The organism is Acinetobacter sp. A2, assembly GCF_012371325.1.
In the GTDB taxonomy this organism is placed as follows: domain Bacteria; phylum Pseudomonadota; class Gammaproteobacteria; order Pseudomonadales; family Moraxellaceae; genus Acinetobacter.
This window is the reverse complement of the sequence record NZ_JAAZQX010000008.1, coordinates 44,435-68,689: the sequence shown is the minus strand read 5'-3', so window position 1 is coordinate 68,689 and position 24,255 is coordinate 44,435. Positions and strand designations below refer to the sequence as shown.

23 protein-coding genes and 1 pseudogene are annotated in these 24,255 nt (G+C 42.5%); 15 read left to right on the top strand and 9 right to left on the bottom strand.

Annotated features, from left to right (window positions below):
* The 3 genes from HHA43_RS04880 to HHA43_RS04870 all read left to right on the top strand — a co-directional run bounded on the left by HHA43_RS04880 (window position 1) and on the right by HHA43_RS04870 (window position 5,538).
* Window positions 1-1,320, top strand: coding sequence for an MFS transporter (locus HHA43_RS04880; protein WP_168541852.1), 1,320 nt, complete (start codon window positions 1-3; stop codon window positions 1,318-1,320).
* A 173-nt stretch (window positions 1,321-1,493) separates the two neighbouring features.
* Window positions 1,494-3,713 carry a DNA topoisomerase IV subunit A gene (gene parC / locus HHA43_RS04875; RefSeq protein ID WP_168541850.1) on the top strand — a complete coding sequence of 740 codons (2,220 nt, stop codon included), beginning with the start codon at window positions 1,494-1,496 and terminating at the stop codon, window positions 3,711-3,713.
* Window positions 3,714-3,861: 148 nt separating this feature from the next.
* Window positions 3,862-5,538, top strand: coding sequence for an AMP-binding protein (locus HHA43_RS04870; RefSeq protein ID WP_168541848.1), 1,677 nt, complete (start codon window positions 3,862-3,864; stop codon window positions 5,536-5,538).
* Window positions 5,539-5,639: 101 nt separating this feature from the next.
* On the opposite strand, the gene HHA43_RS04865 is transcribed toward HHA43_RS04870, so the two are convergent.
* Window positions 5,640-6,020 (bottom strand): hypothetical protein, encoded by a 381-nt coding sequence (locus tag HHA43_RS04865; protein ID WP_168460960.1) that lies wholly within the window; start codon window positions 6,018-6,020, stop codon window positions 5,640-5,642.
* Between the two features lie 104 nt (window positions 6,021-6,124).
* Here HHA43_RS04865 and HHA43_RS04860 point away from each other — a divergent pair, with 104 nt between their 5' ends.
* Window positions 6,125-6,523 (top strand): MAPEG family protein, encoded by a 399-nt coding sequence (locus tag HHA43_RS04860; protein ID WP_168419445.1) that lies wholly within the window; start codon window positions 6,125-6,127, stop codon window positions 6,521-6,523.
* 124 nt (window positions 6,524-6,647) lie between these two features.
* Window positions 6,648-7,184 (top strand): inorganic diphosphatase, encoded by a 537-nt coding sequence (gene ppa / locus HHA43_RS04855; RefSeq protein ID WP_004975651.1) that lies wholly within the window; start codon window positions 6,648-6,650, stop codon window positions 7,182-7,184.
* A 97-nt stretch (window positions 7,185-7,281) separates the two neighbouring features.
* Here ppa and HHA43_RS04850 read toward each other — a convergent pair whose 3' ends face one another.
* Complete coding sequence (locus HHA43_RS04850; RefSeq protein ID WP_168541846.1) at window positions 7,282-8,604, bottom strand: OprD family outer membrane porin; 1,323 nt, start codon at window positions 8,602-8,604, stop codon at window positions 7,282-7,284.
* 489 nt (window positions 8,605-9,093) lie between these two features.
* Entirely contained in the window at window positions 9,094-9,285 is a 192-nt protein-coding gene (locus tag HHA43_RS04845; RefSeq protein ID WP_168541844.1) for a hypothetical protein, read from the bottom strand.
* 472 nt (window positions 9,286-9,757) lie between these two features.
* Here HHA43_RS04845 and HHA43_RS04840 point away from each other — a divergent pair, with 472 nt between their 5' ends.
* Complete coding sequence (locus tag HHA43_RS04840; protein WP_373687280.1) at window positions 9,758-10,513, top strand: TorF family putative porin; 756 nt, start codon at window positions 9,758-9,760, stop codon at window positions 10,511-10,513.
* 122 nt (window positions 10,514-10,635) lie between these two features.
* On the opposite strand, the pseudogene HHA43_RS04835 reads toward HHA43_RS04840, so the two are convergent.
* A pseudogene (locus HHA43_RS04835) lies at window positions 10,636-12,124 on the bottom strand (YifB family Mg chelatase-like AAA ATPase).
* A 69-nt stretch (window positions 12,125-12,193) separates the two neighbouring features.
* Entirely contained in the window at window positions 12,194-12,421 is a 228-nt protein-coding gene (locus HHA43_RS04830) for an accessory factor UbiK family protein (protein WP_136143898.1), read from the bottom strand.
* A 275-nt stretch (window positions 12,422-12,696) separates the two neighbouring features.
* On the opposite strand from HHA43_RS04830, the gene glnK reads away from it, so the two are divergent.
* The 7 genes from glnK to HHA43_RS04795 all read left to right on the top strand — a co-directional run bounded on the left by glnK (window position 12,697) and on the right by HHA43_RS04795 (window position 18,898).
* Window positions 12,697-13,035 (top strand): P-II family nitrogen regulator, encoded by a 339-nt coding sequence (gene glnK / locus HHA43_RS04825; RefSeq protein ID WP_004650081.1) that lies wholly within the window; start codon window positions 12,697-12,699, stop codon window positions 13,033-13,035.
* A 63-nt stretch (window positions 13,036-13,098) separates the two neighbouring features.
* Complete coding sequence (locus HHA43_RS04820) at window positions 13,099-14,511, top strand: ammonium transporter (protein WP_168460956.1); 1,413 nt, start codon at window positions 13,099-13,101, stop codon at window positions 14,509-14,511.
* A gap of 139 nt (window positions 14,512-14,650) precedes the next feature.
* Window positions 14,651-15,109, top strand: a complete 459-nt coding sequence (gene nrdR / locus HHA43_RS04815) for a transcriptional regulator NrdR (RefSeq protein WP_096902237.1) — start codon at window positions 14,651-14,653, stop codon at window positions 15,107-15,109.
* A 36-nt stretch (window positions 15,110-15,145) separates the two neighbouring features.
* Window positions 15,146-16,249: a bifunctional diaminohydroxyphosphoribosylaminopyrimidine deaminase/5-amino-6-(5-phosphoribosylamino)uracil reductase RibD gene (gene ribD / locus HHA43_RS04810; protein WP_136144347.1), complete on the top strand. Its 1,104-nt coding sequence runs from the start codon at window positions 15,146-15,148 to the stop codon at window positions 16,247-16,249.
* Window positions 16,246-17,538 carry a DNA adenine methylase gene (locus HHA43_RS04805; protein WP_131260998.1) on the top strand — a complete coding sequence of 431 codons (1,293 nt, stop codon included), beginning with the start codon at window positions 16,246-16,248 and terminating at the stop codon, window positions 17,536-17,538. The genes ribD and HHA43_RS04805 overlap by 4 nt, the downstream gene beginning before the upstream one ends.
* A gap of 33 nt (window positions 17,539-17,571) precedes the next feature.
* Window positions 17,572-18,231 (top strand): riboflavin synthase, encoded by a 660-nt coding sequence (locus tag HHA43_RS04800; RefSeq protein ID WP_096902235.1) that lies wholly within the window; start codon window positions 17,572-17,574, stop codon window positions 18,229-18,231.
* A 121-nt stretch (window positions 18,232-18,352) separates the two neighbouring features.
* On the top strand, window positions 18,353-18,898 hold the full coding sequence (locus HHA43_RS04795) for a VTT domain-containing protein (protein ID WP_168460954.1): 546 nt from the start codon (window positions 18,353-18,355) through the stop codon (window positions 18,896-18,898).
* A gap of 67 nt (window positions 18,899-18,965) precedes the next feature.
* Here HHA43_RS04795 and HHA43_RS04790 read toward each other — a convergent pair whose 3' ends face one another.
* From HHA43_RS04790 to HHA43_RS04775, 4 genes are all read right to left on the bottom strand, one after another.
* Window positions 18,966-19,184 carry a hypothetical protein gene (locus tag HHA43_RS04790; protein ID WP_136144345.1) on the bottom strand — a complete coding sequence of 73 codons (219 nt, stop codon included), beginning with the start codon at window positions 19,182-19,184 and terminating at the stop codon, window positions 18,966-18,968.
* A gap of 144 nt (window positions 19,185-19,328) precedes the next feature.
* On the bottom strand, window positions 19,329-19,949 hold the full coding sequence (locus HHA43_RS04785; protein ID WP_168525652.1) for a hypothetical protein: 621 nt from the start codon (window positions 19,947-19,949) through the stop codon (window positions 19,329-19,331).
* 47 nt (window positions 19,950-19,996) lie between these two features.
* A complete protein-coding gene (locus HHA43_RS04780) occupies window positions 19,997-20,404 on the bottom strand; it encodes a DNA polymerase III subunit chi (RefSeq protein WP_168541842.1) in 408 nt (135 codons plus the stop codon).
* Window positions 20,397-21,845, bottom strand: a complete 1,449-nt coding sequence (locus HHA43_RS04775; protein WP_168525695.1) for a leucyl aminopeptidase — start codon at window positions 21,843-21,845, stop codon at window positions 20,397-20,399. Before HHA43_RS04775 ends, HHA43_RS04780 begins: the two co-directional genes overlap by 8 nt.
* Window positions 21,846-22,003: 158 nt before the next feature.
* On the opposite strand from HHA43_RS04775, the gene lptF reads away from it, so the two are divergent.
* On the top strand, window positions 22,004-23,104 hold the full coding sequence (lptF, locus tag HHA43_RS04770; protein ID WP_168418364.1) for an LPS export ABC transporter permease LptF: 1,101 nt from the start codon (window positions 22,004-22,006) through the stop codon (window positions 23,102-23,104).
* Window position 23,105: 1 nt separating this feature from the next.
* Complete coding sequence (gene lptG / locus HHA43_RS04765; RefSeq protein ID WP_168418365.1) at window positions 23,106-24,176, top strand: LPS export ABC transporter permease LptG; 1,071 nt, start codon at window positions 23,106-23,108, stop codon at window positions 24,174-24,176.
* The last annotated feature ends 79 nt before the right edge of the window (window positions 24,177-24,255 follow it).

The window sequence follows — 24,255 nt, the reverse complement described above, 5'->3', positions numbered from 1 at the left end:
ATGGATTTAGTTTCACGTGTACAACGTCTGCCGATTGGTAAATTTCACTATAGCCTTCTGGTGGTGATTGGTCTGGGCTGGATGTTTGATGCCATGGATACAGGACTGATTTCCTTTATTTTGGCAAAAATGGCAGAAGACTGGAGCATGACCCCTGCGGAAAAAGGCATGGTGGTGTCAATTGGCTTTGTAGGTATGGCCATTGGTGCAGTCTTTTCAGGTGGTCTGGCCGATAAAATTGGACGTAAAACAGTATTTGCCAGTACTTTAGTTATTTATAGTCTGGCAACTGCAGTCTGTGCCCTTGCACCTAATTTAACTTGGTTGTTGGTATTTCGTTTTATTGTTGGCTTAGGTTTGGGTGGGCAGCTTCCTGTTGCCGTAACTTTGGTTAGTGAATATATTCCTGCGCATGTGCGTGGGCGCTTTATTGTATTGCTGGAAAGTTTTTGGGGCTTGGGCTGGTTATGTGCGGCATTGGTATCCTATTTTGTGATTCCAAAATTTGATTGGCACATGGCATTTTTAATTGGTGGTTTGCCTGCCTTATATGCCTTGGTGATCTGGAAAAAAGTTCCTGAGTCGATTCCTTATTTAATTAACCGTGGACGTATTGCCGAAGCACATGCCTTAGTACAAAAGTTTGAGCGTCAATGCGGGGTAGAGGTGATTGAACAGATTGAAGTTCAGCCTGTTGCAGCCAAACAACACATTTCATTTACCCAGCTATGGTCAGGGCCATTCGCCCGCCGTAGTTTAATGCTGTGGTTAATTTGGTTTGGTATTGTCTATTCCTATTATGGCATTTTTACATGGTTGCCAAGCCTGTTGGTACAGCAAGGCTATAGCATCGTACAGTCATTTGAATATGTATTGGGCATGATTTTGGCACAGCTCCCGGGTTATATTGCTGCCGCATGGTTGGTCGAAAAATTAGGGCGCAAAGCCACTTTGGCTGGCTTTATTGGAATGTGTGCAGTCTCGGCTTACTTCTTTGGTCAGGCAGACAGTGTGGCGATGATCATGTTCTGGGGTTGTCTGATGTCATTCTTTAACTTGGGTGCGTGGGGCGTGTTATACACCTACACTCCAGAGCAATATCCAACCAATATCCGTGCTTTTGGTTCGGGTTGGGCCTCGGCCATTGGGCGTGTGGGGGGGATTGTCGCCCCAATGGTGGTCACTCACTTAATGGTGATGCAAAATGGCTTTAGTTATGTCTTTATGATGTTTACTGCTGTTTTATTGGCCGTGGCTGTGGTGATTGTGGTATTGGGTGAAGAAACCAAAGGCAAAACGCTAGAGTCGATGGGTTTATAAAAGACAATTTGCCTATTTTATTTGGAATTGCATATCGTTTATAAAATGCATATTTTTAAGTCATAAGACACAAAATGTCGCAGAGCATCTGTACTAACTCTTGTGCAGGATGCAACTGCGACTTAGCATAAGCCCATTGATACAAAAACAAATGATTTAGGACGATAGGTTTTATGACAAACCTTGCGCATCATGCGACAGAAAACCGTTCCGTAGCAGAATTTACCGAACGTGCATATCTCAACTATGCCATGTACGTCATCATGGATCGTGCATTGCCACATATCAGTGATGGTCTGAAACCTGTTCAGCGCCGTATTGTATATGCCATGAGTGAGCTGGGGCTCAAGCACAGCGGTAAACCAAAAAAATCGGCCCGTACCGTAGGGGATGTGCTGGGTAAATACCATCCACATGGTGACTCCGCCTGTTATGAAGCCATGGTATTGATGGCACAGCCGTTTAGCTATCGCTATCCTTTTATTGAAGGTCAGGGTAACTGGGGCTCGCCAGATGATCCTAAATCATTTGCGGCGATGCGTTATACCGAAGCCAAACTGTCGCAATATAGTGAAGTGTTGTTGGCAGAATTGGGGCAGGGTACCTGTGACTGGCAAGATAACTTTGATGGCTCTTTAAAAGAACCTGTCAATTTACCTGCACGTGTGCCGAATATTTTGCTGAATGGCACCACAGGTATTGCCGTGGGGATGGCCACCGATATTCCACCGCATAACCTGCGTGAGGTGGTCAAAGGTACTATTGCCCTGATTCGTAATCCAAATTTGAGTGATGAAAAAGTCGCAGAATATATTCCTGCGCCTGATTTACCGACCAAAGCCGAAATTATTACCCCACCTGAAGAATTGCTAAAAATGCAAAGTACAGGGCGTGGTAGTTACCGTATGCGTGCTGTTTACAGCGTTGAAAAAAATGAAATCGTGATTACAGAACTGCCATATCAGGTTTCAGGCTCGAAAATCATTACCCAAATTGCAGATCAAATGCAGGCAAAAAAACTGCCATTGGTGAGTGACGTTCGTGATGAATCCGATCACCAAAACCCAACCCGTTTGGTGATTGTACTGCGCTCCAACCGTATTGATGCCGAAGCGGTGATGAGTCATTTGTTTGCCACCACCGATTTAGAATCGAGCTATCGCGTCAATATGAACATGATTGGTGCAGATGGTCGTCCACAGGTGAAGTCGATTCGTCGTATTTTGTTGGAATGGATTGAAATTCGTAAGAATACCGTTACACGTCGTTTGCAGTACCATCTCAATAAAATCGAAAAGCGTCTACATATTTTGGCAGGTTTGCTGATTGCCTATTTAGATATTGATACTGTAATTCGAATTATTCGCGAAGAAGATCATCCTAAAGCTGAACTGATGTCACATTTTGGGATTGATGAAATTCAGGCCGAAGCCATTTTAGAGTTAAAGCTACGTCATTTAGCCAAACTTGAAGAAATGGAAATTCGCCGTGAACAGGAAGAACTCGAAGCCAAAGCAGCCATTATTCGTGAACAATTGGCCAACCCTGAATCTTTGAAAAATTTGATTATTAATGAGTTGAAAGAAGACGCGAAAAAATTTGGTGATGATCGTCGTTCACCAATCGTATTGCGCGCTGAAGCGACTGCAATTAATGAGCAAGATATGTTACCTGCCGACCCTGTGACTGTGGTGTTGTCAGAAGCAGGTTGGATTCGCTGTGCCAAAGGACATGAAGTGGATGCAGAAAATCTGAACTTCCGTGCAGGTGATCAATACCTTAGTCATGCGCAAGGCAAATCCAATCAGCGTGTTTATATTCTTGATGATACAGGACGCAGTTATGCGCTGGCCATTAATAGCTTGCCATCGGCACGTGGTTTAGGTGAGCCGCTGAGTTCTAAGCTTTCACCTGCCAGTGGTGTTGGCTTTAAACAATTACTGATTGCAGAAGATGACAGTGAAATTTTAGCCGCCAGCAGCAAAGGTTATGGCTTTAAAACGCAGGCCAAGCAGCTAGATACCAGTGCCAAAGCCGGTAAAGCGTTCTTATCTTTGCCTGAAAAAGCCACGGTGATGAATTTACAAATGACTGAACAAGCCAGTCATGTTGCACTGCTCAGTTCAGCGGGACGTTTATTGGTAATTGAGTTGTCAGAATTGCCAGTTTTAAACAAAGGTAAAGGTAATAAATTGATACAACTTGAAGAAAAAGATCAGTTGTTGTCTATGCTACCCTTAAATTTAGATGAAGCAATTCAAGTATTTGCAGGACAGCAACAATTAAAACTCAAAGGCGAAGACTTGCTTAAATATGTGGCGAAGCGTGGCACGAAAGGTCAGCTCCTACCACGCGGCTATCAAAAAGCAAATAAACTGTTAATTCAAAGATAATACTAGCGTTTTTTAAGCAAAATACGTTATATATGGTTTGTATTCGTGAAAATGGATGCAATATTGGGCATAAACAAGCAAACAACGACGTCCGATATTGAGAAAAACAGTTTAAAACTAAGGATTATTGATTGGAGAAATTGGCATTATGGAAAAGATTTGGTTTGCTGAATACCAAAAGACAGGGATTCCAGAAACTGTAGAGCTACCTGCAGAAAACACGTCACTTGTAGATGTTTTTGAACGCAATTTCCAAAAATTTGGTTCGCGTGATGCCTTTATCTTTATGGATAAGGTTTTAACCTTTAGTGAGCTTGAAGAAGCAAGCCGTAAATTTGCAACTTATCTACAAAGTTTAGGTTTGGCACCAGGTTCGCGTGTTGCGGTGATGATGCCGAACGTTCTCCAATATCCTGTTGTTGCACTGGGGGTGTTCCGCGCAGGTTTAGTGTTGGTGAACGTGAACCCGCTTTATACTTCGCGTGAGCTTGAGCATCAGTTAAATGACGCAGGTTCTGAAGTTTTGGTAATTGTTGAAAACTTTGCCTCTGTTTATCAAGCCATTATTGGTAAAACTCCTGTGAAGCACGTGGTTGTTGCTTCTGTGGGCGATATGCTAGGTGCTTTAAAAGGTACTTTGGTGAATTTCGTTTTACGTTCAGTGCGTAAGCAAATTCCAGCATGGAACATTCCAGGTCACATTAAATTTAATGCGGCAATGTCTAAAGTGAGTCCAAGCAACTACAAACGTCCAAGCTTAACTTTAAGTGATACTGCTGTATTGCAATATACAGGTGGTACAACTGGGGTATCTAAAGGTGCAGAATTAACGCATCGCAACCTTGTTGCTAACATGCTGCAATGTGATGGTATTTTCCAAAGTAAATTTGGTGCACAAGATGGTCAGCCAGATGACCGTATTTTCTGTGCATTGCCGCTTTATCACATCTTTGCATTCATGGTGTGTGCACTTTACGGCATGTATAAAGGTCAGGCTAACGTACTAATTCCAAACCCGCGTGACTTACCTGCGGTAATGAAAGAATTGCGTAAATATCAGCCGACATTCTTCCCTGCAGTAAACACGTTATTCAATGCGTTAGTGAACAATGAAGAGTTTAAACAGCTCGATCACAGCAAATTGAAGATGGCGATGGGCGGTGGTATGGCAGTATTGCCATCAACAGCTGAAGCGTGGAAAAAAGTCACAGGTACCAACATTATTGAAGGTTATGGTTTATCTGAAACTTCTCCTGTTGCGACTGCAAACCCACCTGCATCTGAAGAATTTAGCGGTACGATTGGTATTCCATTGCCATTAACCGAAGTGGCTATTTTGGATGATGACGGTAATGAAGTTCCACTGGGTGAACAAGGTGAAATTTCAATCCGTGGTCCGCAAGTGATGCGTGGTTACTGGAACCGTCCAGACGAAACTGAAAAAGTTATGATCAATGGTTTCTTCCGTACGGGTGACATTGGTGTGATGGATTCACGTGGTTATGTGAAAATTGTAGACCGTAAAAAAGACATGATTTTGGTGTCTGGCTTTAACGTTTACCCATCTGAAATTGAAGAAGTTGTGTCTAAACACCCTAAAGTTTTAGAAGTGGCTGCCATTGGTGTACCTGATGAAAAATCAGGTGAAGTGCCTAAACTGTTTGTAGTGAAGAAAGACCCTTCATTGACGACAGAAGAAGTATTGGCATTTGCTAAAGAGAACTTAACTGGTTATAAACGCCCACGTTATGTAGAGTTTATGGATGAATTGCCAAAATCGAACGTGGGTAAAATCTTACGTAAAGATTTGCGTAAAACTGCATAATTCATTCAGCATATTCTAAAAAATGCCCCTGAACATTCAGGGGCATTTTTTTATGGTTCTTTTTTAGAAAACCAATCGTTATATCTTAGAACAAAACAGCATTATTCTTTCATGAGCCAGCGGTCAAAATAACGACGGCCAACACCAACAATGCCTAAGAAAATAAACATAGCGCCAAATTGTCGGCTAAACCCAGACTGATTGAAACTGCCATAACTTAAAATATTATCAATCAGGCAATACACCACAATCACAATTAGCCAGTGCCACAGCGGTAAACGCTTAATACCCACGGCATAAAACGCAACCCACAATACGATAAACGTAAAAATGGTGGACCATACGTTCATGTTGGCGCAAATCACCATCAATAAAAATGCCACAATGGGTAAGACAATTTTTAAAACACGATCCACTCGCAGTTGATGTTGGCGCTGCTTTTCAAGTACATCGAACATTTCCTTTTGATCAGGGCTGACCATAATGGATCCTTTATACAATTGCTTAAAACATGCTATTTAACAAAATTTATTCAAGAAATGCCATGTTATGATAAGTTCTAAACACAGTTTATGAGAAAAAATTGATGCAAAGCATAAGTGGGGTGGTTTATCTGATTATTATTGCATGCCTATTGCCCTATGTTTTTACGGTAGTGGCCAAAATGGCAGGTGGTTTTAAAAGTGAAGATAATCAAAATCCACGTGAATTTTTAGCCAAAACAACAGGCTTAGCGGCACGTGCCAATGCAGTGCAACAAAATAGTTTTGAAAGCCTACCATTATTTGTGGCAGCAGTATTGATGGCCGAATATATGGTCATCCCACAAGTGGTAGTGATGATGTTTGGTATTGCTTATATTGTACTGCGTATTGCTTACGGCATTTGCTATTTAGCCAATTGGGCCACTTTACGCTCAATTGTCTGGATTTTGTCATTGCTTTGCCCAATTTGTATTTTATTGATGGTGATTAAACTGACCTGATCAAGTCAGGTCTGAAAATATGTATTTTTACTTGGCAGATGTATAATCTCGCAGTAATTCCAGACCGAATACCGTTATAATTGACGCGGTTTTAAAAAGATTTAACTTGTTAAAGAGTGATGCTATGAGCTACAGCAATATCCCTGCGGGTAAAGATGCACCAAATGACATCTATGTAATTATTGAAATTCCTGCCAATGCAGCGCCAATCAAATACGAAATTGATAAAGATTCTGATGCGTTATTTGTAGACCGTTTTATGGGTACAGCAATGTTCTACCCAGCGAACTACGGTTATGTACCAAATACACTTTCATTGGATGGTGACCCGTTAGACGTATTGGTCGTAACACCACATCCAGTAGAGCCAGGTTCTGTGATTCGTTGCCGCCCAGTGGGTAAATTGAACATGGAAGATGACGGTGGTATTGATGCGAAACTGGTTGCTGTTCCGCACGAAAAACTAACCCCAATTTATAAAGATGTTCAAGAATATACTGATCTTCCACCATTGTTGATCAGCCAAATTGAACACTTCTTCCAACACTATAAAGACTTAGAACCAGGTAAATGGGTGAAGTTAAGTGGTTGGGAAGGTGCAGATGTTGCAAAACAAGAAGTATTGAACTCAATTGAAGGTTATAAAGCAGCAAATCCATAATTTGCGCTTAGCCTGCTAAGCTTTTTATTTTAAAGCTGAGATAAAAAACCTGCACAATTTTTGTGCAGGTTTTTTATTGGGTTTCTATTCTGAGAAATTAGAATAATTTCACAGGAATATCTAACCAGATACGCCATTCGTTGGTGTCTGGCATATATACGCTCTTGTATTCATCGTTTGCACGGTAGTATGAATGACGTAGACGTAAGCTAGCATCTTTCGCAAAACCTGATTGAACGGTGTATTTCACTTGGTTAAAGAATTCACGTTCTTGTCCTTCTTTTGCTTGGTCACGAACATCAATATCCCAACCGTAAACAAAAGCAGTTGTCCAGTTTAGACCTGGAAGACCATGATTTTTAAAGTTATAGTTGTATTGTAAGCCTAAAGATTTTTCGTCATTGCCTACAAAATCAGACAAATACGAGTTAGGTACATAAATAGATTGAGCACCATCTGCGTTGCCGCCGTAGTCATAGCCTACATCACCAAAGTTTTGTTGGTAAGCCAACATCACATTGTGTACATCTTTGCTATATGAGGTAGAGATCGCCCAAATGTCATTGGTTTTCTCTGTTCCTGCAATTCCACCATTCTCTGCATTTGTACCATAGGCAGTGTTTGCAATCGTACCTGTTGCTGAATAAGTTGAAGCATCTTTAGAGAATTTTGTGTGGTAGCCGCTTAGATCAAAGTTAAGAGCAGCATCATCTTTTAAGCCGTGGTTATAGTTCACATTGGCATAGTGACGATCTAATTTATCCTTAACATCAACACCATAATAAGATGCTTTTAAGTCATCATTAAATGTATATTTCGCGCCCCATACCACAGCACGGTCTAATTGATTACCATCTGAATTGATTTGGCTTGAATATTGGTTTTCAGTAAATTTACCTGCAACCAAGTTTAAGTTATCAATTTCATTGCTTTGAACGAGTACACCCGTGAAATATTCAGGTACTAAGCGGGCAGTGTTGCTAGCTAATACAGGTAAATCGAGTACTTGTGTACCGTAAGTTGCTGTTGTATTGGAAATACGTGCTTTTACATAAGCACCACCACGTGCCCAATGGTCATAAGCAGAGCCATCATTATGTGTTGGAATCATTCCGTTGCCCGTATGCGCATTTTCGCCTAGCTTGAATGAAGCATCACCAATAATCCCTGCACCAAAACCGACTACACCTTTGGTAAAGCCTGAATCTAATTTTATGATTGCTGTTTGTGCAAATGAACTGGTATCTGTATCAGGGGCTACATCTTTATAGTCACGAGCTAAATAGCCTGTACGGAATAAAACCGAACCGTTTGCGTCTTCTATAAAGCCTTTAGATTCACTTTGTTCGCTAGCAAATGCAGTTGAAATAAGCGCTGCGTTGATCAATAACGCAAGTGTCAGTTTTTTAGATTTCAGCATTGGGAGAGAGCCTCATGCAGTAAATGTGTAGTTGAAACGTAGCCGAATTGTATCGCTATTTAGGCGCGAAAATATCATTTTTAAGGTGCTTATGACACTAAAGTTAAGCATTTTTTCGATAAACTGTAGGGTCATTAAAAATATTGAATTTTTAAAAGTTTAATAATTATTTTAATTTTTAGTAAAAACATAAACATAATTTTAAATGAGCTGAACAGCTAGAATGGATGACTTGGGAGCAATGCTTTAAGTTTTTTGTAAATTTTAGCCATAAAATCATCTTTGTTTAATATTTCAGCAGTTTAAGTTAAGAATTTATGGCGAAATAAGTAAGTAAAAACCTAAAGTTTTATATTTATTTCATCTTGTTAAGTATTTCTTCAAAAGTGCGGTTTTAAATTTAAAAATAGATAAAGTTGGATATTTTGGTTTTTATTTGAACTAAAAGTATAAAAAATAGAAAGGTGTTTATGGGGTAACTAATAGTTTTTAGCTATGAGGTATTTCATGTGAAATACAGTGTTTTATTTGCGCTGTTTTTGATGAATTTGACCCAATTAGTATTTCTCTTTTCGCTAAATTTTTAAGTGTAATAACTTCAGAAGAGATTGCATCGGCCTGCCACAATGCTGCTGAAATCTCACATTGGCTATTCGGTTTAACAATTTGAATGATATGCATGTTCTTGGTGCAAAAAAATTATTCGCATTCAAAAATATTTTTTCTAGGCCAAACATGCTGTTTGCCCTTAATGGGCAAGGGGCTATAAGCATATGAGTAATGACTTTGTCCCAGTTTTTAGTATATGCAAAGATGTGGGAATAAATGTTATTGCACTTTTTTAGGTAGTTTAAAATGGAGTTCTAAGTCAGGCACATCAAAAATATTGCAATGTATTCGGTATCTGCACAGTAAATATGACTTAAACATCTACCTAAAAAGAATAAAAAAAGTATCTTATAGGCCACAGTGATAAAAATAAGAAATTTATTAATTTGAAAATAAATATAAATAACAATTATTTATATGTGGTTGTGAGGCTATTCTAAGTATGGGAAATCTTGTTTTTTTGAATGTTGGCACACGGTTTGCAATTCTCCATGTGAGTTAAACAACAATAGACACAAGCATCTCATCAGATGCAGGGGGAATAATCATGAACATGGGATTTAAAACACTTTTTGCAGCAGCGATGATGGCAGCATCTGGTCTAAGCATGGCATCAGAATCAACTTCAGCATTGTCTTTTAGTGGTACTGCGGCAATGACCAGTGATTATCGTTTTCGTGGCATGACACAAACAATGAGTGATCCTGCGGTGCAAGCGGGTTTTGCGTTGAGCCATGATTCAGGCCTTTATGCAGGTGTGTGGGGTTCCAATGTCGATTTTGGCGGCACAGCACATTTAGAACTTGACCCTTATTTGGGTTATGCCACTACTTTAGACAGTTTTGCCAGCAAGCCATTATTAGACGTGGGTCTATGGTATTACCTTTACCCAAGTGAAAGCGATTTAAACTGGTTGGAAGCCTATGCCAAATTGGGCTTTAGCGATGTAGGATTTAAAGATGCCAGCTTATCTACCGCAATTAACTACTCCAATGATTTTCTAGGTGGTGATACAGATGCTTGGTATTTCAATGCAACTTATAGCGTACCGTTTGCAGATACAGGTTTTTCAGGTGTTGCGGGTATTGGTTACACCCTAGCAGATGATTTTGATTTTGGTGGTGGTGAAGACAGTTATATCGACTGGAAAGCAGGTGTGAGCTATAGCTTTGCATCAGTAGAAGGTTTATCTGCTGAATTGGCTGCAGTTGGTACAGATATTGATACAGATGGCATGTCACACGCTGCGAAGCGTGGTGTTGAAACAGGTGCTGTGTTTACTTTGACCAAAGCATTCTAAGTCCTCTGTATTTAGGATAAATAAGAAGCTCCAATTGGGAGTAACATCCAAAAGAATAACAAGATAACTCGCCCATTGCTTAGACATGGCAATGGGCTGTTTTTATATCTCAATATTTTCGCCTAGGCTGGATTGCCACGATAAGACAATGCTTCACTCAAATGGCCGCTTTGAATCTGTTCACTTTGCGCCAAGTCTGCAATAGTACGTGCGACGCGTAACACCCGATGATAAGCGCGTGCAGACAAATTTAACCGTTGTTGTGCAATGGTTAAAATATCCTGTGCAGTGCCATCTAATAGGGCAAACTGTTCTAATTGTTTTGGGCTGAGCGACATATTTAAGCCCTTTTGTCGTTGCATTTGCAATTCATAAGCTTGAATTACGCGTTTTCGCACCGTTTCGGAATCTTCAACAGGTCTACTGTCTTGTAATTCATGGGCTTGTAGTGGTGGAACATCAATATGTAAATCAATGCGGTCTAACAGTGGCCCTGAAATACGATTTTGATAGCGTTTAATACTTTCTGTAGAGCATTGACAGCGCACGTCCTGATTAAAAGCATAACCACAGGGGCAGGGGTTCATTGCAGCCACCAATTGAAAGTTCGCTGGAAAGGTAATTTGTCGCGATGCCCGAGAAATCACAATTTCTTTAGACTCCAACGGTTGCCGCAATACTTCTAATACTTTCTTATCAAACTCAGGTAATTCATCTAAAAACAACACGCCTAAGTGCGCCAGCGTGATTTCGCCAGGTTTTGGATATGAGCCACCCCCGACCAATGCTACGGCAGAGGCAGTATGGTGTGGGGCACGAAATGGGCGTTGCCCAAAAGTATGCGGTGTGTTGGCGACTGAGTAGATACTCGCAACTTGTAAATTTTCTTGTAAATCTAAGGGCGGTAAAATACTGGCAAGGCGAGAAGCCAACAAGGTTTTACCTGTGCCTGGCGGGCCTTTAAACAACAAGGAGTGTCCGCCTGCTGCTGCAATTTCCAAAGCACGTCTTGGGCGTAATTGCCCTTTTACATCTGCCAGATCAAAAGCCGAAGCCGAGAGCAAAGGCTGGTTTACTGGCGTGACTTTATGAAGTGGCTGATGTTGTGCCAAATGCTCACAAACTTGTTTTAAGTGATTGGCAGCAAAAACTTCAAAGTCTGGTAATTGTGCGGCTTCTTGCGCATTTTGTTCGGGTAAAACTAAACAGTGCTGTGCCTGTTGGCAGGCAATCGCAATACTCAGCGTACCTGTAGTTGGACGCAATTGACCATCTAAAGCCAGTTCACCAATAAATTCTAAACCATCGCTACTGTGTTCGGGCAGTTGACCTGAAGCAATCAAAATGCCCAAAGCAATGGCAAGGTCAAGGCGAGAACCATCTTTAGGTAAGTCTGCTGGTGCTAAATTAATGGTTAGACGTTTGCTTGGAAATTGAAAACCACTATTGATAATGGCAGAGCCGTACCCGATCTTTACTTTCACGGACTGCCGCTTCGGCTAAGCCGACAATCGTCAAAGAGGGTAAACCCTGACTTAAATGGACTTCGACTTCAATGGCAGGGGCGTGCAGACCCAATAGCCCCCGTGTATAAACTTTGGCAAAAGACATTATTATTATGATCCGTTTTGGTGCGTTATTTTTATAGGTGTTTGGTCTTTTATGGCACTAAATTGGTGCTTATTTTTTGAGCTGCATCTTTTGTTCGAGCATTTCGACTTGTTTTAACAATTCATTTAAACGCAAATTGGCATTATTCAGCGCAGTACGCTGACGATCTAGCTCATCTTGAGAGACCAAATCCATTTTTGTCACGGCTTCATTCAGTAAAGCACGTAAATTATGTTCTAAATCTTTTTTGGGTTGTTCAATTTGTTCCAAAATGGCTTGTAATAAAGTTTCAATCATTGTTGTTTCCACACAGATGGACAAAGGTAGGCAGTGTAGCACTGGTCTTTAATAGACTATAGCATTTCAGACGAAATATGGATTTATTCGATGAGTAAAATCGTAAATCTTCTAGTAAATATGTCTATTTTTTGAAGATCAAAACCATATAAATGTATAAAATAAGGTATAAAGAAAACTCATGTCACGGTTTCTAATTTCCCCCGACCTTAGAACTTTGGCATGGAATTTGAACATAAAACCTTACTGGTGAATTAAGCCGAAGGAAAACAAACATGAAGCTCGTAACTGCAATTGTAAAACCCTTTAAATTAGATGATGTGCGTGAAGCATTATCTGAAATTGGTGTTCAAGGGATCACCGTAACAGAAGTCAAAGGCTTCGGTCGCCAAAAAGGTCACACCGAACTTTATCGTGGCGCTGAATACGTCGTTGACTTCTTGCCTAAAGTTAAAATTGAAATCGCAATTAGTGATGAAATGGTGGATTCGGTGATTGAGTCAATCACTCGTGTTGCTAGTACGGGCAAGATTGGTGATGGCAAAATCTTTGTTACTAACCTCGAACAAGTCATCCGTATTCGTACAGGTGAAACGGGTGCAGACGCTGTTTAAGAAAATGGCACGAAGTTTGCTGAGTACCTAATAACTCACAAAAACAAAGGTCGGGGGACACAAATGAAAAAAATGCTACTCGCGCTGAGTCTATCAGGCGCACTTCTTGGTGGTTCTGTTGCTTGGGCTGAAGAAGCCGTAACAGCCACCGCACCAACTTCAGATGTTGCAGTGCTTGAAACTGCCGAAACATCTCCTATCGAAACAACAAATGCAACAACAGAAGTTGCAGCTGTAGCAGAAGTCAGCACGACTGAAGCTGCTGAACCAGAAGCTGTATTAGATACAGGCGATACCGCTTGGATTTTAGTTTCGACTGCTTTAGTTTTACTCATGACCATTCCTGGTTTGGCACTGTTTTATGGCGGTATGGTACGCAAGAAAAACGTACTCAATACTATGGCCTATAGCTTTGTAGCAGCAGCCGTGGTCAGTATTGCCTGGGTGGCAGTGGGCTATAGTTTGGCTTTTGGTGAAGGTAATGCCTTTATTGGTGGTCTAGACAAAGTCATGCTGGCGGGCATTGGTACCGATGCGCTCAGTGGCAGTATTCCTGAAATTCTATTTGTGATATTCCAAATGACCTTTGCCATTATTACTGTGGCAATTATCAGTGGTTCAATTGCAGAACGAATGAAGTTTGGTGCCTTTGTTGCCTTTATCGCGATCTGGGTGGTCGTGGTCTATGCACCAATTACCCACTGGGTATGGGGTGGTGGTTGGTTAGGCAATGATGGTGCACTTGATTTTGCTGGTGGTACTGTTGTTCATATTAACTCGGGTGTTGCAGGTTTGGTTGCTGCATACATGTTGGGCAAACGTATGGGCTTGGGCCGTGAATCTATGGCTCCGCATAACCTGACTTTGACTGTACTGGGTGCCAGTTTACTCTGGGTGGGCTGGTTTGGTTTCAACGGTGGTTCTGCTTTAGGCGCGAATGGTGCAGCGGGTTATGCCTTAGTTGTGACTCAAGTGGCAGCCGCAGCCGCAGCAATCGCATGGCTTGTTGTTGAAAAACTGGTACGTGGTAAAGGTTCGGTATTAGGTGCTGCATCGGGTGCTGTTGCAGGTTTGGTGGTGATTACTCCAGCAGCAGGTTTTGTGACTGTTGGTGGTGCATTAGCGATGGGTTTAATTGGTGGTGTCGTATGTTTCTGGGGTATTACTGCCTTAAAACGCGCCCTGAAAGCTGATGACTCTCTAGATGCCTTTGGACTACATGGTGTAGGTGGTATTGTCGGTGCAATTTTAACCGCCTTCTTTGCCAGCGAGTTTATTATGGGCGATGCTGCACCAAGCAACTTGATGAGCCAACTTTGGGTGCAAGTTGAAGGTGTGTTAGCGACCATTGCTTACTCAGCTATACTGACTTTCATCATCTTAAAAGTAATTGATCTAACCATCGGTATTCGTGTGGCTGCAGAAGATGAGCGTATGGGACTCGACTTAAGCCAACATGGTGAACGTGTAGAATAATTCAGACAGCACATAATCAATATATTGTGTAAAACAGCCCTTCGGGGCTGTTTTTTTTCTATATGTTGCGTAAAACTCTACAAAGTTTGGAAATTTTGCTACACTGCATTTTCATTTAAATTTGTGCAATTAAACCGCTATGCATTGTCCATTTTGCAACACTGCAGACAGTAAAGTGATTGACTCACGTTTGGCGGCAGAAGGCTGCCAAATTCGCCGACGTCGTGAGTGTATTGGCTGTGGTGAACGCTTTACCACCTTTGAAAGTTATGAAGTGGTCATGCCTCGGGTAATTAAATCCGATGGTAAAAGTGAGCCTTTCGATGAAGCCAAGTTGCGTCGTTCGTTAATGCATGCTTTGCAAAAACGTCCTGTGACCCAAGAGCAAATTGAAACGGTACTTAGTGACATCCAACTGCAAATTCGCCGTTTGGGAGAGCGTGATGTGAAATCACGTACCATTGGTGAGGTTGTTATGCAGGCTTTATTTGCATTGGATCATGTCGCTTATGTACGTTTTGCCTCGGTGTATCAAGACTTTCAGGATGTTGAAGCCTTCCGTCGCCAAATTGAACAAATGCAGTCGCGTGAGCAATAAAGCACAATGCCAGCATCTATTCCACAGCATCCATCCATGACTGAACTCAATACTGACGCGCAACCTGATGATCTTTTTTGGATGCGTCGTGCCATTGAACTGGCACGTTTGGGGCAATACAGCACTAAGCCAAATCCGAACGTGGGCTGCGTTATTGTTAAAGATGCCCAATTATTGGGCGAAGGTTTCCATCCGCGTGCAGGACAGCCACATGCCGAAGTCTTTGCTTTGCGTCAGGCCGCTGAACAAGCGCAGGGTGCAACCGCCTATGTGACCTTGGAACCTTGTGCACACTATGGGCGCACACCACCATGTGCCAAAGCCTTGGTTGATGCAGGCGTGGTCAAAGTGGTTGTGGCTTGTCCAGACCCAAATCCATTGGTGGCAGGTAAAGGCGTTCAGATTTTACAGGATGCAGGTATTCAGGTCAGTGTGGGCGTGGCAGAAGCTGAAGCAGCACAGTTAAATGCAGGCTTTTTAAAAGCTATGGCTACAGGTATGCCTTATGTGCGTTTAAAAATTGCCTCTAGTTTGGATGGTCGTACCGCCATGGCTTCGGGTGAATCTAAATGGATTACAGGGGCTGCAGCACGTGCAGATGTGCAACATTGGCGTGCAATTTCTGCAGCAGTCATTACGGGTATTGATACGGTACTGGCCGATGACTGTCTGCTCAATGTACGTCAGTTGGCAGCGGTGGATGATCTTCACAATGTGGTACAGCCAAAACGGATTATTTTAGACCGTCAAGGTCGTTTGCCTTTGAGCGCACAAATTCTGCAGCAACCTGAAACCGTGATGGTGATGGGGCCGTATCGTGCAGAGTTGGCAGCCTTAGGCGTGATACAATTGGCGGTACAGCCTTTGGCAAGCTTACTGGCTGAACTGGTCAAACAGCATCAAATTTATGATGTACTGGTTGAGGCAGGCGCAACTTTATCTACCGCTTTCTTGCAAGAAAGCTTAGTTGATGAAGTCATCAGCTATGTGGCGCCTACATTATTAGGGCAATCAGCACGTGCCATGTTTAATGCAGAATTTGAGCAGATGGCAGAGCAACTTCGATTTAAACTTTGCGACGTCACTCAATTGGGTGATGACGTGCGCCTTAGGTTAATTCCTTCTCAAGAGACACTATGAGTTCAGAGTCAACGGTTTATCACAAACGTCGTCATGCGGCACGCACCACCGATGAATACTTATTTCATCAATTGGTGCCTTATTTGGGCAATAAACGCCGTTTACTGCATCTGATTTTAGAAGCCCTTGAACAGACAGGAACGCTACATCCTAAAGATGGTCGTGCCCCAATTTTTGCTGACTTTTTTGCAGGCTCAGGCGTGGTATCACGTTTGGCTCGCCAAAATGGCTATCGGGTAATTGCCAATGACTGGGAACCCTACAGCCATGCCTTAAACCATGCGATTTTGGCCTGCACCGAAGCACCTGCGTTTAAAGAATTAGGCGGTTATCAAAAAGCCATTGATTATTTGAACCGCTTGCCTGAAGTCAAAGGCTGGGTAACGCATAACTTATGCCCACGTAACGACGAAATTTATGACCCGAGCCGTGACCGTTTATTTTTTAAACGTCGTAACGGTATGCGTATTGATGCGATTCGTCAGCAAATTGCCACGTGGCAAGCGCAGGGTGCAATTGATGATGTTGAGATGTCGGCCTTGTTGGCACCTTTACTCTATTCTGCCAGTTTTGTCAGCAATACCAGTGGGGTATTTAAAAGCTTCCACCATGGTTGGGGTGGTAAAACTAAAACTGCACTAGAACGAATTGAATCGTTATTGTGGCTCACTCCAAGCCGTTTTTGTGAAATTGGCGATGCCAGCAAACCTGCTGCAGAAATGTGGTGTGTTGATGCACAGCATCTGGCTAATCAAATGAGTGGTTTTGAGGTTGATGTCGCGTATTTGGACCCTCCATATAACCAACATGCCTATAGCAGTAACTATCATGTTTTAAATGCTTTAACGCTGTGGGATCAGGTCGATTTACCCACTCCAGACACCAAAGGCTTTAAAAGTGGTATTGACCGTGCGTGGCGTAAGGAACGTCCAAGTCCATACAACTCTTCCAAGTATGCCAAAGAGGCTTATGAAACCTTATTGGAAACCATCAATGCACGTTTTATTCTGACCAGCTATTCTACCGATGGTAATATCAGTGCCACTGACTTGCTACAAGCTAACTTGAAACGTGGCCGCGTGACATTATTGACGCAAGATGTGCCACGTTATCGTGTCAGTAAGCAGCGTCAGTCTGAACGTGCGCGCGTGCTGGAATTTATTGTGATTACCGACACCCATGCCAAATCAGGCCCGCCAATTCGTCAGTTGCTGGGTCAGTTGTACCATTTTGCAGAATTGGGCGGTGTCGATACCTCAGGGGTGAGTACCCAGCTGGCCTTGTGGTAAGCCCACCTTAATGAACACATTAGAGAAAGAATTATGTTTACAGGCATTATTGAAAGTTTAGGTAAAGTGGAAAGCCTGCAAAGTGTGGGCGGTGATGTACGTTTGCGTATTCAGACAGATTTAGATATGTCAGATGTGCATTTGGGTGACTCGATTGCCACCAATGGTATTTGTCTAACCGTGATTGAGTGGGGCGATAACTGGTATGCGGCAGATGTGTCGCGTGAAAGTCTGAACCGCACCACTTTAGGTACATGGAAAGTCGGTCAACCTGTCAATGTTGAAAAGGCCATGCTGCCAACCACACGTTTTGGTGGGCATATCGTGAGTGGGCACGTAGATGCCGTGGGTGAAATTACCGTGGTACGTGAAGATGCACGCTCGATTTACTATGAAGTAACTGCACCTGCAGAAATTGCCAAATATTTGGCAGAAAAAGGCTCGGTGACGGTAGATGGCATTAGCCTGACTATTAACCATTTACGTGGCAGCATCATCAGCCTAAATTTAATTCCGCATACGGCAGAACGCACCAATATTGGTACGTGGAAAGTCGGCAGCAAAGTCAATTTAGAAGTGGATGTATTGGCACGCTATATTGAGCGTTTGCTATTGGGTGATAAAGCTGCAGAAACCACACAGCAATCCAAAATCAGCATGGAGTTTTTGGCTGAAAATGGCTTTTTAAAATAAGCACAACGCCGTTAAATTCAAACAGTCTGATTGAAAAATTAGACTGTTTTTTTATTTTTAGGGATAATTCAGCCGAATAAAGTCATTTTTTCATCATGGATGATGCATTGGTTTATTGTAGATGATTGATATTTTAATGAATTTGGAATACTGGCTGCCCATATTACTCGATAATTATGGGGTGTGGATTTATGCCATTTTGTTTCTGATCATTTTTGCAGAAACAGGTTCCGTGTTTATGTTCTTTTTGCCAGGTGACAGCTTGCTGATCGCCATTGGTGCGCTGTGCTCTACCACTGACGTGGTGCATTTGCACTATATGGGCATTTTGCTTTTTGTTGCTGCGGTCTTGGGATATAGCGTCAACTACTACACTGGACGCATATTGGGACTAAAATACTTTCATCAGCATTCACGTTATTTCAAACCCGAATATATTGTAAAAACCAACCATTATTTTATGAAACATGGCGGTAAAACTATTTTAATGGCACGTTTTATACCTTTCGTGCGGTCTTTTGCACCCTTTGCAGCAGGGTCGGGGCATATGCCTTTGGCGACTTTTACTGTGTATAACGTAGTCGGTGCTGCTGTGTGGATTTTTTCTTTAATGGCAATAGGTTACGGTTTAGGTAATATTTTATCTTGGTTGGGTGATTGGATTTAAACCCTTAATTTTATTTTGGCTAGTGCTAAAAAAAGCCCACAGTGTGGACTTTTGATCATATTTGGTTTTAGTGTTTGATGACTGTCAACTCAGTACCACCTAAACGTGGCACAATTGCGTTATCGCTTTGAATTGAAAACTCACCTTTTTCAGCCTCTTTAGATAAGTACATGCATAATGATTGGAAGTCTGCACGACTCATCCATAGATCCTGAGCACGAATACTCCACTGTTCGCCCGTATGTAGATGGTCGATTTTTCCTGAAATTTTCGTCAAGATATCCATTTGAAACCCATGATTGCAAAAGTCATAAAAGGAAATAAAAGTTGAAAATTCAACTTTTTCCGAGCGCTCATGATGTGACAGAAATGTTGCAGTTTAATGACACTTGGGTTAAAACTTTGGGTTAATTTTGTATAAAAAGTAAAATTACTCTTTAGAAAAATTTGAATTTTTTAAAATATAGTCTATTTCTTCCTGAGCAGCAGCATGCAGGCGTGCACGGAAAATGGTCACTGCTTGTTCAATCTGGGTTTCTGCTTCTAATTCTAAACGCAAACGCACACTTTCCAATTCAGACAGGATTTGATCATCACTAACACTTAAAGCTGCTTTATTAAAACTCAGTGCAGGGAATTCAGGATTTTTCTGATAACGTGCGGTATAGGTTGAAATTTCATGATCCAAACTTTGGCGCATAATGGCTAGGGTCTGGGTTTGCTCTGCAAAACGCTGAGCTTCATCTTGTTGTAACTGTGCAGCATAGGCTGCTTGTTCTGCACGCTGCTGCTCCAGTTTTTTCTCTAAGGCCAACTGACGACGCTGGCGGGCTTCTTCAATCAAGCGTGCTTTTAAATTGGCATAAGCTTGTTCAATGGTGTTCTGAGATTGCTGTTGTGCACGTTGATCTTGGGCAATCCAGTTTTGCAAATTCGTTTCAGGTTGCAAGACTTCACAGATGCGGTAAAGGTCATCCATAAATGTCTGGCGCACAGCCTGAGGCGCAGTTAACCAGCGCTGTTTAAAATCTGAGCCGACATTTAAGGTCACAACAACTCTCCTTATTCTGAGCAGTATTTGTAAAAATCGTTTTAAAATTAAAGCTTAAACGTCTGTGGTTCTATGCCCAAACGTCGATATTGTTTAAATTTTTCACGCCCAAGCACTTTGGCAGTGTCGTGATTTTCAATAATCTCAATAATGTGACTAAATTTTGCATAGGCTTCAAGTGCCTGACTGTTAAAATTAAACACAATCCAGTCCGATTCAAGCGGTAATTCGGCAGAAATACATACACTGGCCTGTGTTTGGTTGATGCCATGAGGAATAAAACTGCTGGCATCAAAGCTCCATAGACGTTCATCTAAGGCTTGTTGCAAGTCAGCGTCAGGGCAGTGCAGCCAAATGCGCGCCTGCTGCCGCATAATTTTGCGGCATAAACGGCAAGTGCTTTCCACTTGCCGTTCAGGGCTTTTTTCAAACAAATAAAAGCTGACTTTAGCCATTATGGCCTGCACGTTGTGCAAGGAATTGCATCAATAATGGAACAGGACGGCCTGTTGCACCTTTATTGCTGCCTGAGTTCCATGCTGTACCTGCAATATCTAGGTGCGCCCAACGGTAGTCACGGGTAAAGCGCTGCAAGAAACAAGCTGCAGTCACTGAACCTGCTTTTGGCCCACCAATGTTGCCAATGTCGGCAAATGGTGAATCCAGTTGTTCCTGATAGTCATCAATTACAGGCATGCGCCATACACGGTCAAATGCAGTTTGTCCTGCGGCTTCCAATTCTGCTGCCAGTTCATCGTCAGGGCTAAACATACCGGTTAGCACTGAACCGAGTGCAACCACGCACGCGCCTGTTAAAGTGGCAATATCAATCACCAACGCAGGGTTGAAGCGTTTCACATAGGTAAGGGTATCGCACAGTACCAAACGACCTTCGGCATCGGTATTTAAAATTTCGATGGTTTGACCGCTCATACTGGTCACAATATCACCTGGGCGGGTTGCTTTACCTGAAGGCATATTTTCAGCCGCAGCAATGGTGCCGACCACATGAATTGGCAAACGTGCTTCGCACAGTGCGCGCATGGTGCCTAAGACTGAGGCAGAACCACACATATCAAATTTCATTTCATCCATGCCTAAGCCAGGTTTGAGTGAAATGCCGCCTGTATCAAAAGTAATCCCTTTACCCACTAAGACCACAGGGGCTTCATCACGCTGCGCTTGGTATTCAAGACTAATGATGCGCCCTGGACGGTCTGAACCCTGACTGACTGCAAGGAATGCACCCATGCCCAGTTCCGCCATTTGTGCTTCATCTAAAATGGTGACTTTGAGCAGGTCTGGAAACTCTGCCGCCAAGGCTTGAGCCTGTTCTGCCAAATATTCAGGGAAGCAAATGTTGCCCGGACGGTTACCCAAGTCACGCGCCATGTTTTGCCCTGATTGCACAGCTTCAATTAACTGCAACTGATCGGCAGTGAGTGAGCTTTCTTTGGCAATTAAGTTGATCTGTTCAAGATTAAATTCATTCTTTTTGCTTTTGAATTCATCAAAGGCGTAAGCTGCCTGCGTGAGGCTAAGTGCAAATACATAATGCAATTCGCTTGGCAAGGCAGACAGATCAATGCTGATCTGTTTAAATTTTTTTTGTGAAGATTTGATAATGCTTTGTGCAATTTTTGCCAGTTTTGCAGGCTGTAATTCTTCAACTTTACCTAAGCCAATCAGAGCGCTATGTGCACATTCTGCAACATTGGCCACCAGACTTAGACTTTCATTCAGGCCTGCCTTAAATTGTGTGGCATCAAGAATACGGTCTAAATCCTTGATTTGATAAGCAGCAGTTGCCTGTGGAACTTGCTCTGCAGCCACTAAAATCAACAAATATTCATTGGCGCTTTGCGCTGGGAATGACGTACTTAAGCTAAATTTTATCACTGGATTTTATGCCTATCTAAATGTGCAAACTATGCAACCATTGAAACATTTTTATGCGTCGAGTTTCAATGTATAACAAGGTGATAGGTTTTATATTTTGCACATTCAGGTAAACTAACGCGAATTGGATTCCCTCACATTTTGGAAGAAATAATTTGATTATTCGGCGTTATTTGGTCAAGCAAGTTGTGTCGACATCCTTGGTTGTGATTGCCTTACTGACCTTGATCATGATGGGTGGTCGACTGATCAAGTATTTTGGCGTAGCCGCGCAAGGGCGTTTGGATGCGAGTATTTTATTCAGCATCATTGGCTATCGCTTGCCTGAATTTTTGACGCTGATTTTACCTTTAGGTTTCTTTATTGGTCTGATGCTGGTCTTTGGTCGTTTATATGTCGATCATGAAATGGCAGTGCTCAACAGTAGTGGTGTGAGTCGACATCAGTTGGCACGTTTATTGGTACCTATGACGTTGGTGTTTCTGATTGTGCAAGGCTTTTTGATGCTGTGGGCATCGCCTTGGGGGATTCGTCAGTTTGAAGCACTGACCACTAGTCAGGCGGTGCGTACAGGTTTTGATTTGGTGCGACCCAAAGAATTTATTTCTTCGGGGCCATACACCATTTATGCAGGCGATTTATCTGAAGACCGTAAAAACCTGAAAGATATTTTCTTCTATCAACGGGCTGAAAAAGCAGGCCGCCCAGATGTGATGATTTTAGCCAAAGAGGCCACACGGGTAGAACTGGAAAATGATCCTGCCAATGTGGTGGATTTGGTTGAAGGTCGCCGTTATGAAATATTCCCAGGCACAGCCAAATATTCCCAGGCAGAATTCCAAAGTTATCGTTTACGTTTAGAAAATGACAAAGAAGCCAAATTTGAAAGTGCTGAAGTCGAAGCTTTAACCACGTCACAACTCTGGGAAAACCGTGAAGACCCTGTGGTGGCCAGTGAGCTAGGTTGGCGTATTTTTGTGCCGTTTGCAATTGTGGTGGCGCTGTTTTTAGCAGTGGCATTATCAGAAGTGAGTCCACGGCAGGGACGTTATTTAAAACTATTTCCAGCTTTGTTAATTTTCGCCAGTTTGATTGTGGCACTGATGGCAGTTAAAACTCGTGTTAGCAAGGAAGAGATGGGCATGATTGCCTATCCACTGGTATTGTTGGCGTATGCCATTGCCGCAGCCTTGTTCTCGCGTAAACAAAAACTGGCACCTAAAATTAAGCAGCAAATTCAGCGAGTGAGGTCTTAAGATGTTGGCACGTCGTATAGTTGCAAAACACGTTATCAAGACCACGGCACTGGCTATGTTTGGTGCCACCGCAATTCTGTCTGGTTTGCAGGTGTTGTTTACCTATTTGGGAGAGTTGGGTTCACTCAAAGAGGGTTATGGTGCATGGCAGGCGCTACTGTATGTGTTATGGGGTGCGCCAACCTATCTTTATGAAATTTTACCTATTTCTGCCTTAATTGGTGCAGTTTTAGGTTTGGGTACTTTGGCATCCAACAGTGAATTGATTGTGATGCGTTCTGCAGGAATTAGTCTGTGGCGTATTGTGGGATGGGTCATTCGTTCCGCTTTGGTGTTGGTCGTTCTGTCGTTTGTACTTAGTGAATGGGTGATACCGTATACCAACGAACAGGCCAAAAGCGTTAAAAGTCACCGCAGCGTAGCAGAGTTGGGCGAAGTTCGTGGCTATTGGTCACGTGAAGGCAATCGATTTATTTATATTGACTATGCTAATGCCCAAGGTCAGCTAAAAAATGTGCAAGTGGTCGACTTTGATGAGAACTATCGTCTGCGTGGCACGCTGTCTGCCGATCAAGGGCAGTTTGTTAAAGATGGAAGCTGGTTGTTGAATCAAACTGAACAGATGGATATTTTGCAAGCAGGTAACGCGACCTTGGCCAAAAATAGCCAACAAGCATTGGCTTTGGCTTTGCAGCCGAAATATGTGCACATGGTCACCATCGACCCTGAAGATTTATCACCTAGCCAGTTGGTGAGTTTCATGAGTTATATGCATGAATACAGCCAAGTGCCAAAAACTTACCAATTGGCCTTTTGGCAAAAACTTGGTGCGCCATTTGCCCTAATTGCCTTGGTGGTGATTGCCTGTTCCTTTATTTTTGGGCCGTTACGTCAGCAATCTATGGGTTTTCGTTTGGTGATTGCCTTATTTGTGGGTTTAACCTTCTTTTATTTGCAGGATTTCTTGGGCTATGCAAGCTTGGTTTATGCACCATCGCCTGCGTGGTTCGTATTTATTCCTATTGTTCTGATGTTTGTCATCGGCGGCTATTTATTGCATCGTGCACGCTAAGTGCGCACCGATGCTGCTGCTTTTCTGTTTGATTGGCTAAACCTATCTGAATCAGTGGTGGAAACCATCTTCTGAACAT

Bases quoted from the DNA above. Each gene is read 5' to 3' on its own strand.
- HHA43_RS04880 (WP_168541852.1), top strand. From the start codon at position 1: ATGGATTTAGTTTCACGTGTACAACGTCTGCCGATTGGTAAATTTCAC.
- parC (WP_168541850.1), top strand. From the start codon at position 1,494: ATGACAAACCTTGCGCATCATGCGACAGAAAACCGTTCCGTAGCAGAA.
- HHA43_RS04870 (WP_168541848.1), top strand. From the start codon at position 3,862: ATGGAAAAGATTTGGTTTGCTGAATACCAAAAGACAGGGATTCCAGAA.
- HHA43_RS04865 (WP_168460960.1), bottom strand. From the start codon at position 6,020: ATGGTCAGCCCTGATCAAAAGGAAATGTTCGATGTACTTGAAAAGCAG.
- HHA43_RS04860 (WP_168419445.1), top strand. From the start codon at position 6,125: ATGCAAAGCATAAGTGGGGTGGTTTATCTGATTATTATTGCATGCCTA.
- ppa (WP_004975651.1), top strand. From the start codon at position 6,648: ATGAGCTACAGCAATATCCCTGCGGGTAAAGATGCACCAAATGACATC.
- HHA43_RS04850 (WP_168541846.1), bottom strand. From the start codon at position 8,604: ATGCTGAAATCTAAAAAACTGACACTTGCGTTATTGATCAACGCAGCG.
- HHA43_RS04845 (WP_168541844.1), bottom strand. From the start codon at position 9,285: ATGCATATCATTCAAATTGTTAAACCGAATAGCCAATGTGAGATTTCA.
- HHA43_RS04830 (WP_136143898.1), bottom strand. From the start codon at position 12,421: ATGATTGAAACTTTATTACAAGCCATTTTGGAACAAATTGAACAACCC.
- glnK (WP_004650081.1), top strand. From the start codon at position 12,697: ATGAAGCTCGTAACTGCAATTGTAAAACCCTTTAAATTAGATGATGTG.
- HHA43_RS04820 (WP_168460956.1), top strand. From the start codon at position 13,099: ATGAAAAAAATGCTACTCGCGCTGAGTCTATCAGGCGCACTTCTTGGT.
- nrdR (WP_096902237.1), top strand. From the start codon at position 14,651: ATGCATTGTCCATTTTGCAACACTGCAGACAGTAAAGTGATTGACTCA.
- ribD (WP_136144347.1), top strand. From the start codon at position 15,146: ATGACTGAACTCAATACTGACGCGCAACCTGATGATCTTTTTTGGATG.
- HHA43_RS04805 (WP_131260998.1), top strand. From the start codon at position 16,246: ATGAGTTCAGAGTCAACGGTTTATCACAAACGTCGTCATGCGGCACGC.
- HHA43_RS04800 (WP_096902235.1), top strand. From the start codon at position 17,572: ATGTTTACAGGCATTATTGAAAGTTTAGGTAAAGTGGAAAGCCTGCAA.
- HHA43_RS04795 (WP_168460954.1), top strand. From the start codon at position 18,353: ATGATTGATATTTTAATGAATTTGGAATACTGGCTGCCCATATTACTC.
- HHA43_RS04790 (WP_136144345.1), bottom strand. From the start codon at position 19,184: ATGGATATCTTGACGAAAATTTCAGGAAAAATCGACCATCTACATACG.
- HHA43_RS04780 (WP_168541842.1), bottom strand. From the start codon at position 20,404: ATGGCTAAAGTCAGCTTTTATTTGTTTGAAAAAAGCCCTGAACGGCAA.
- lptG (WP_168418365.1), top strand. From the start codon at position 23,106: ATGTTGGCACGTCGTATAGTTGCAAAACACGTTATCAAGACCACGGCA.